The organism is Acidithiobacillus caldus ATCC 51756, from assembly GCF_000175575.2.
GTDB classification, from domain to species: domain Bacteria; phylum Pseudomonadota; class Gammaproteobacteria; order Acidithiobacillales; family Acidithiobacillaceae; genus Acidithiobacillus_A; species Acidithiobacillus_A caldus.
This window is the reverse complement of the sequence record NZ_CP005988.1, coordinates 19,753-27,536: the sequence shown is the minus strand read 5'-3', so window position 1 is coordinate 27,536 and position 7,784 is coordinate 19,753. Positions and strand designations below refer to the sequence as shown.

Annotated in this window: 10 protein-coding genes; 8 read left to right on the top strand and 2 right to left on the bottom strand. The window is 54.6% G+C overall.

Features of this window, described 5'->3' with window-relative positions; translation table 11 throughout:
- Nucleotides 1-267: 267 nt before the first annotated feature.
- From ACAty_RS14700 to ACAty_RS14685, 4 genes are all read left to right on the top strand, one after another.
- Nucleotides 268-900: a ParA family protein gene (locus ACAty_RS14700; RefSeq protein ID WP_012387006.1), complete on the top strand. Its 633-nt coding sequence runs from the start codon at nt 268-270 to the stop codon at nt 898-900.
- Nucleotides 897-1,190 (top strand): hypothetical protein, encoded by a 294-nt coding sequence (locus ACAty_RS14695; RefSeq protein WP_012387007.1) that lies wholly within the window; start codon nt 897-899, stop codon nt 1,188-1,190. Before ACAty_RS14700 ends, ACAty_RS14695 begins: the two co-directional genes overlap by 4 nt.
- A gap of 159 nt (nt 1,191-1,349) precedes the next feature.
- Entirely contained in the window at nt 1,350-1,613 is a 264-nt protein-coding gene (locus tag ACAty_RS14690; protein WP_004872541.1) for an AbrB/MazE/SpoVT family DNA-binding domain-containing protein, read from the top strand.
- 1 nt (nt 1,614) lies between these two features.
- A complete protein-coding gene (locus ACAty_RS14685) occupies nt 1,615-2,004 on the top strand; it encodes a type II toxin-antitoxin system VapC family toxin (RefSeq protein WP_014003892.1) in 390 nt (129 codons plus the stop codon).
- On the opposite strand, the gene ACAty_RS14680 is transcribed toward ACAty_RS14685, so the two are convergent.
- Nucleotides 1,994-2,272, bottom strand: coding sequence for a WGR domain-containing protein (locus ACAty_RS14680; protein ID WP_004872542.1), 279 nt, complete (start codon nt 2,270-2,272; stop codon nt 1,994-1,996). The two genes, ACAty_RS14685 and ACAty_RS14680, sit on opposite strands and share 11 nt — an antisense overlap.
- A 37-nt stretch (nt 2,273-2,309) precedes the next feature.
- Complete coding sequence (locus ACAty_RS14675) at nt 2,310-2,876, bottom strand: recombinase family protein (RefSeq protein ID WP_004872543.1); 567 nt, start codon at nt 2,874-2,876, stop codon at nt 2,310-2,312.
- Nucleotides 2,877-3,159: 283 nt separating this feature from the next.
- Between ACAty_RS14675 and ACAty_RS14670 the strand changes: the two genes are divergently transcribed.
- The 4 genes from ACAty_RS14670 (at nt 3,160) to ACAty_RS14655 (ending at nt 7,713) form a co-directional block, all read left to right on the top strand.
- Nucleotides 3,160-3,354 (top strand): YgaP family membrane protein, encoded by a 195-nt coding sequence (locus ACAty_RS14670; RefSeq protein WP_004872544.1) that lies wholly within the window; start codon nt 3,160-3,162, stop codon nt 3,352-3,354.
- 578 nt (nt 3,355-3,932) lie between these two features.
- Nucleotides 3,933-4,538, top strand: a complete 606-nt coding sequence (locus ACAty_RS16180) for an MBL fold metallo-hydrolase (RefSeq protein ID WP_169737334.1) — start codon at nt 3,933-3,935, stop codon at nt 4,536-4,538.
- A 54-nt stretch (nt 4,539-4,592) separates the two neighbouring features.
- Nucleotides 4,593-5,564 carry a ubiquinol oxidase subunit II gene (locus tag ACAty_RS14660; RefSeq protein WP_004872546.1) on the top strand — a complete coding sequence of 324 codons (972 nt, stop codon included), beginning with the start codon at nt 4,593-4,595 and terminating at the stop codon, nt 5,562-5,564.
- Nucleotide 5,565: 1 nt separating this feature from the next.
- On the top strand, nt 5,566-7,713 hold the full coding sequence (locus ACAty_RS14655; RefSeq protein ID WP_004872547.1) for a cbb3-type cytochrome c oxidase subunit I: 2,148 nt from the start codon (nt 5,566-5,568) through the stop codon (nt 7,711-7,713).
- Nucleotides 7,714-7,784: the final 71 nt, after the last annotated feature.

The following is a 7,784-nucleotide window of genomic DNA, read 5'->3' as shown; positions in this document are numbered from 1 at the left end:
GGCCTCCAGGGGAAACCCTGGAGGCCTTCGTGCATCTGGAACCCTCTAAACTGGTGTACGCTGAACACCGACCTGACCCCAGAGCATCAATGGTATCCTCGCCCGGGAAAACATCGCCCAAGGCTAGCTTGGGCGGCCACGATTTGGCGTCTCCTATTATTATAGCTATCTATCTAGCTATTATTATTAATATATAGTTGGATAGCTTGATATATTGCTATAATTGAACCATGAATCCTTAGGATGTTGTCATACGGAGGTTCCACGGTGGCTATCTTTGCTTGTGTAAATACAAAAGGCGGGGTGGGCAAGACCACCACAGCGGTGCACTTGGCAGCTATGTTGGCAATACATAATCCCACTTTGCTCATCGACGGGGATCCACAAGCCAGCGCCGCCAGTTGGGCCGCTTGGCGGCGAGATAACACCGACTTCAAATCGAGCCCTACCACAACATGCCTAGTAGGTAAGGCAATCGTCAGTGAAGGGCGGCAACTGAGCCAGGGGTTCGCGCATACCGTTGTCGACGCTGGGGGCAGAGACTCCGTTGGTCTTCGGTCAGCGTTGCTACTTGCTCAGGAGGCTATCGTTCCGGTTGGCGCGAGTAACCTAGATGCCGCAGCCATGACTGACCTATTGACGGTGGTGGATATGGCTAAAGACTACAACCCAGATCTCCGAGTACGCATATTACTGACCCGCCTTGATCCACGCACTAAAGACGTGATCGACATGCTCAGTTTCTTGAAAGAACAAGAGCTTGAAGTTTTCAACACAACTGTATGTGAGCGGGTGGTATACCGACGAGCCGTTGGCGATGGAGCAACGGTGCATGAGATCGGCAAAGATCGCGCAGCAATAGCGGAGATGGACGCGTTCTTGAAGGAGGCCACGTCATGAAGCGCAAACCTGACTTGAGCGGGATCAAACAATCCCTGCACCGAGACCCAAACGATTTCCTTGATGGCGCAGATTCTGAGCAGGAAAAGCCTGCTAAGCATACCCTAGACGGGCTAGTACCTAGAAAACCAGAGCCCACAGTGCAAAAGCTGTTCCGACTGCGCTGGGATGTAGCGAATGCACTTAAGATGGAAGCAGCGCGGTCCAGCGTGGAACTAGGTCGGCGAGTTACGGAGACTGAAATCGTGGAAGAATTGATACGACAACGCTGCGGCATTATAGATAGCTAGACACGGCACATGTGTGGTCATCATACGGAGGCTGGTGGACAGTCAAGCGGTCGCGATACGGGATTCTAGATCGGTTCACAGAGACAGATGGTGCCCACGGATGATCATTTGTGGGCATTCTGGTATAATGGGATTTTCCCGAAGGTAGGTTATCGTGAAATGAACCACAGCTATACCGTACACATTGATCGGCGCGGTCGCATGGTCCTACCTTCCAGGCTCAGGCGGCAGCTGGGCATCGAGCAAGACCAGATCCTCATCCTCGAACTGCAGGAGGAGGGGGGCATCCGCCTATTAAGCCAAAAACAGTTGGCCCAAGGAGGGCGTGGCCTGTTGCGCGCCATGGCCCCAACGACAGAAAAGGACCGCGCTCTCTCGGAGGAGCTGATCGCCGAGCGACGTAGTGCGGCAGCACGTGAGTAACATGGTTCTTGATGCCTCGGCTCTTTTGGCTTACCTGTACGAAGAGCCAGGCGCGGACGCTGTCGAACACGCTCTTAGCTTTGGCAGCAGTATCAGTGCGGTGAACTGGGCAGAGGTGCTGTCAAAGGCTGCTGATATCGGCATTGCCCCAGAACGTCTTGTTTCGGAACTTCGGGAGCGCGGAGTACTCAACAACGCACTCAAGATTTTCCCACTGATTGCCGAGGACGGTCTGGAGATAGCACGGCTTCGCCCCTTGACCCAGAACCTAGGACTGTCCTTGGGCGATCGGGCCTGTTTAGCCCTCGGCAAACGTTTAAAACTTCCCGTAATGACGGCAGATCGGGTTTGGAGCGCCGTACCAGGGATGGAAATAAAACTTATCCGGTAGCCTGCACCGGCACATACTCCCTTTTCCGCCGCACCCGCTCCACGTTCTCCAGGATGGGTGCAGCTGCAGCGGGATCCTCGAGGACACGGACCAGCACTCGGCTGGGACGACGACCGATGCGCCCCCAGCTGGTCGTGAGCTCCCACTCTCCCCAGAGGTTCTGCTCCAGAGCCAGGCGGTAGAAGCGGAATATCCCCTCCTCCGGCAGTACCTTCTCCCACTCCCGTACCCACCAGCGCTCCAGCTCGTAACGGGGTGGGGACGCCACGGGATTCACTCCCCAGGAGTCCGGGACAAGGCAACCATCAGGAGTCCACTGCCCTTGCGGCCTGCAAGGCCGCATAGAGGGAGGTCTTGCTCACCTTGATCCTGGCCGCGGCTTCCCGCACGTTCAGTCCGGTGGCGAGGTACTCCCGCGCCCTTTGCAGCTTCTCGGGCGTCATCACGGGCTTGCGTCCCCCTTTCCGCCCCCGCGCGGCCGCCGCCGTCAGGCCAGCCCTGGTACGCTCCCGGATCAGATCCCGCTCAAACTGACCCAGTGCCCCAAAGACGTGGAAGATGAGTCGACCCCCAGGGGTGGTGGTATCGATGTGTTCGGTGAGGGACCGGAAACCAACACCCTGGGCTTCCAGTGTGGCAATGGTCTCGATCAGATGCGGTAACGAACGTCCAAGCCGATCCAGTCGCCAGACGACCAGCACGTCGCCATCGCGCAGATAGGCCAGTGCCGCAGCGAGACCCGGGCGGTCCGATTTGGCGCCAGAGGCCGTATCCTCGAAAATCCGCGTGCAGCCTGCTTTCTTCAGGGCGTCGGCCTGCAAGGCGGTATCCTGGTCCGCGGTCGATACCCGCGCGTAGCCGATCAGCGCCACGGCAACTCCGGTTGTCCGTCATATCGTCCGACTATCTTATCTTCCGGGAACTCAAGTTACAACATATTTTCGGACAGTTGTCCGGGTTGACCGACAAACGACCATTTGAAGGACAGCGCTGGATCAACCGAATTAGACCAATGACTGACAGCAATGCGCGATCGACTGCTTTCATCCGCCTCGGGGGAACCTGCCGTTTTCGAGAGAACGATGGATTCTAGACTTTGGCACATATATCAACGATATTCCGAGCTGGTTATTTTCGACATTGGGAGGATGTCCAATGCGCGTCAATGAAGGCAGCATCGATCGTTTTCTGCGGGTAGTGATAGGAATAGTGCTCATCGCCCTGGTATTTGTTGGGCCGAAGACCCCATGGGGCTGGGTGGGTATCGTGCCCCTGGTCACCGGCTTGGCGGGGTTTTGTCCAGCCTATGCCCTTTTTGGCATACGCACCTGCAAGTTGCCCAAACCCTGACGCCCTGAACCGAGCTTCCACCCGCCCCTCGATGCATTGCCAGGGCGGGAGCTCGGGCCAACAGACTCCTTCCACTGCTGGATCTGCCCGATCAAGGGCGACTGCCCGCAGGTGCTGACCGAAAGACGACTGCACGTGCTCGCCCACTGCTCGTTACGTCAAAAAGCGGTCCGGTCTCCCAATTTCCTCCACCACCCAGTTCGTGATCGCGCGCGGCGCCGTCTACAGGACGGCTCGAAAAACTCCGTGGCCACTCGGCTATCCATTTAAAACATTCTTTATATGTCATTTCTGACAGTTAGTCGCCATTATATCTGCCATAAACGACATAATACCTATAAACTAGCATATATTATCTAACGATAAATTAATATAATCTCGCATTACAATCAATTCATTATGACCAAAATATCTGATAATTAGTATATTCGATCTTAATAATTATATAATGGAATAAATATTGTATGTGATATTTGGTCGGAATAATGGCAGGCGTTTATCCTATGATATTCAGACAATGCGCAGGGAAGAGAAGGTACCTGTCCTACGTTTTAGGGGATCCCGTTACACGGGAGGCAGTGATTATCGACCCATCCGTCGGTGTATTAGCATCCGCCATGTCATTTTTGGCAGATCGCGGAATGTCCTTGCGCTATGTGCTCCTCACGCACCTTCCAGAGCACGAACTGGAAACGATCCTACAAAAGCTCCGGGCCACGGGGCCACGAATCGTCGCTCACGAATCGACGGAATACCAAGGTGTAGACCTGCGCCTTCGAGATAATGACGTCGTCTATTTCGGGGAAGAGACGGTCCGGGTTCTTCATACCCCAGGGCAGATGCCCTGCGCTGTTACTTATTGGTGGGGCGATCGCCTGTTTACGGGAGAGACGCTGCTCGCCACCGGACCGGGTGTCTGCCAGCAGGGCGGTAACATTGCGCAACAATGGCGCAGCATTAACGATAAACTGCTCACCTTCCCCGATGAGTATCTCGTTTTCCCCGGCCGCGAGTCACGCAAACGGCGCGTGGCTTGTATCGCGGAGTTCCGCTCGACCTTACAAAGGAAATCTATCCGATCCGGGACTCCGTTCCAAAAAGCCAAACTGCAGGATCCTCCTGATCCAGCAGGATCCGACGGAAATCCAACACACACAACGAGCTGCAGCTTGGTCGGAGCGTGAGGAGGGCAGTAACAGTGATCCCAAGAACTTTACACACCGCGAATGGAGGTTCAGGTGTTTATTAACATGAAACGCAGCAAAACATGGCCACGGCTGGTATTGCCGCCAATCCTACTCATGCTGGGGGGATGCTCGCGCAGCGGCCTCTTCCTGCTGAAGCCGGAAGGATTGATATCGCATACCTTTTACCACTACTTCTTGTTGGATGTGGGGATCATGTTGTTGATCATCATCCCCACCACGCTGTTGGCCCTATGGGCCATGTGGCGCTACCGAAAAGGCGGCAATGGCAGTTACCATCCGCGCTGGAGCCACTCCTACGCCATAGAGGCCGTGGTGTGGGGTATTCCGCTCGTAACAGTCGGCGTCTTGTCCTATCTGTCCGTCAAGGCCATCTATGACGTCAATCCATACAACCCAGAGGTCATCACCAAGGCGCAGCGGGCGGCTGGTGGAGACCCGGTCGAGGTGGATGTCATCGCCACGGACTGGCGCTGGCTATTCATATATCCGCAACAACACATCGCATCGGTCGATGAACTAGTAGTTCCCGTAGGGACTCCCGTGCGGTTTCGTCTGACGTCTACGTCTGTGGTTAACGACTTCATCATTCCACAACTGGTTGGCATGATCGATGTCATGCCCGGCATGCGCACGAAACAGGCGATGGTGGCCGACAAGGCAGGTACCTACGTGGGATATTCTGCGGATTATAGCGGCGCCGGGCTCTCGTGGATGCATTTTCAGACGAAAGCAGTAAGCCCGACCCAGTTCACGCAGTGGGTGGCACATGCGAAGAGCTCTCCGCAACGTCTCACGTACGCTGGATTTAATCGCTTTGCAAGGCCATATATCGCCGTTGGTGGAGACCAACAGATTTTTGGCCACGTACAGCCGGGCTTGTTTGACCACGTTGTGATGGAAGTCATGCGGGGGAAAGTGTGGCCAACACCGATGGCCATGACCGAAAACATGGTTAACTACATGAAAAAACAGCGCGCAGAGCANAAAGCGGGGGATTATTGATATGCTAGTACATTTGCAGGGACCGTGGACACCGCTTCTAGGTCGACTGACACTCCAGCAAATACCTTACCAGAACCCAATTCTTCTTGGGACATTTATCTTTGTCGCCATTCTGGGTGTCATCATCTTGGTGGCGACCACTCGCTATGGCAAATGGGGATATGTCTGGCGGGAGTGGTTAACAACTGTTGACCACAAGAAGATTGGAATTATGTACTGCCTAGTTGGTCTCGTGATGCTGTTTCGCGGATTCATCGATGCCTTGATGATACGTACTCAGCAGGCCATTGCGGTTGGTCCAAAATCACCTGGATTCCTTGGCGCGGTACATGGTTACCTGACCCCTTTTCATGTTGGGCAAATATTTACCGCCCATGGCTTGATCATGATAGTATTCGCTGCCACACCCTTGTTGGTAGGCATCATGAATATTATCGTGCCTCTACAGATAGGGGCTCGGGATATGGCGTACCCCTATCTCAACGCTTTGGGATTGTGGCTCACCACCGCTGGAGCGGCGCTAGTCATGCTATCGCTCTTTATTGGGAACTTCGCACACGGCGGTTGGTACGGATTCGTTCCTTATTTTGAACTGCCCTACAGTCCCGGTGTCGGCGTCGATTATTGGCTGTGGGCCTTTCAGCTGAGCGTTCTGGGAACCACCCTGGGCAGTATCAATCTGATTGCGACCATCGTGAAAATGCGCGCTCCGGGTATGACCTGGATGCGCATGCCTATCTTCACCTGGGCCTCTCTGAGCGCCAATCTCATCGCATTAACCTCATTCCCAGTGCTTATGGTAGCGTTGGCGTTGCTTGGCATGGACCGCTATCTCGGCACGCACTTTTACACGGCCGGGATGGGCGGTAACCTAATGCTCTATAACGACCTATTCTGGGTTTGGGGGCACCCTGAAGTCTATTTTCTGATTCTCCCCGCCTTTGGCATGATGTCGGAGATTATTCCAACCTTTTCGGAAAAAACGCTCTTTGGTTACGCCACCATGGTCATCGCCTCGTTTGCCATCGGCGGGGTTTCTTGGGGGGTGTGGCTACACCACTTTTTCACCATGGCCGCGGCTCCTAGCGTCAACAGTTTCTATAGTGTAAGCACTATGCTCGTGGGTATACCAACCGGCGTCAAAGTGTTCAATTGGATTTTCACAATGTATAGAGGGCGCGTCCGCTACGAATTGCCCATGATGTGGGCACTACTTGCCTTGTTCCTGCTATTGGTTGGGGGCATGACGGGAATGATGAACGCCTTTGCCAGCAGCGATTATATGTGGCACAACGGAGTCTTCGTCGTCGCCCATTTCCACATGATGGTTCTGCTGATCGCTGCTAGCGTGTTTGGCGCGGTCGAGTATTGGTTCCCCAAGGTATTCGGATTTAAGCTCGAACAAAAGTGGGGAAAGTGGTTCTTCTGGTTTATGGTTCTTGGTACCGGCTGGGTGTTCGTGCCCATGTTTATCCTCGGGATAGCCGGCATGACCCGTCGCCTGGACTACATCCCTTACACCCAATGGGCTCCCTACCTCCACGTTATGCTCGTTGGTATGGCGTTTTATGTGGTTGCCGTGGGATTCTTTGTGGCCCACCTGTATGTCAGCCTTCGGGATCGGGAAAAGAACCGGGTTGGGGCGGATGCCTGGGGAACCACCCGGAACCTCGAATGGATGACCCACTCTCCGGTTCCCGCCTATAACTTTGCCTTTATTCCCCATGTCAACGCTAGAGACGAATGGGCATGGCGCAAAGAGCATGGATTGGCGGAACTGCACGCGGGAGATTACGAAGATATCCATATGCCCAAGAATACTGGGGTCCCGTTGTTCCTTGGGATATTTTCCATGGGTCTTGCCTTTGCGCTCGTGTGGCGTATCTGGTGGCTGGCGTTGCTGTGCTTGGCACTTATAGTCGCGTTGATCATTATCCGCTCTTTCGACCGCGACACCGATACCACGATCCCCGCTCAAGAGGTAGATCGTGTTGAACGCGCTGCCCGGGATGGAGTAACGGAAAACGGCCCGGCTTCCGACCTCCTGGGGGATCCTGTCGTGGCTACATCATCCATTCGCTCAGAATCGGGCGGTATGGGGGGCAAATCGTCGGCTGCACAGCCAGCGTGGGCGCCCATGGATCGCTAAGGACAGCATCTGCCGGTCATAGAAGACCGGCAGACATATACTGGGCCACAGTTAACTGAGGAATATCCAAT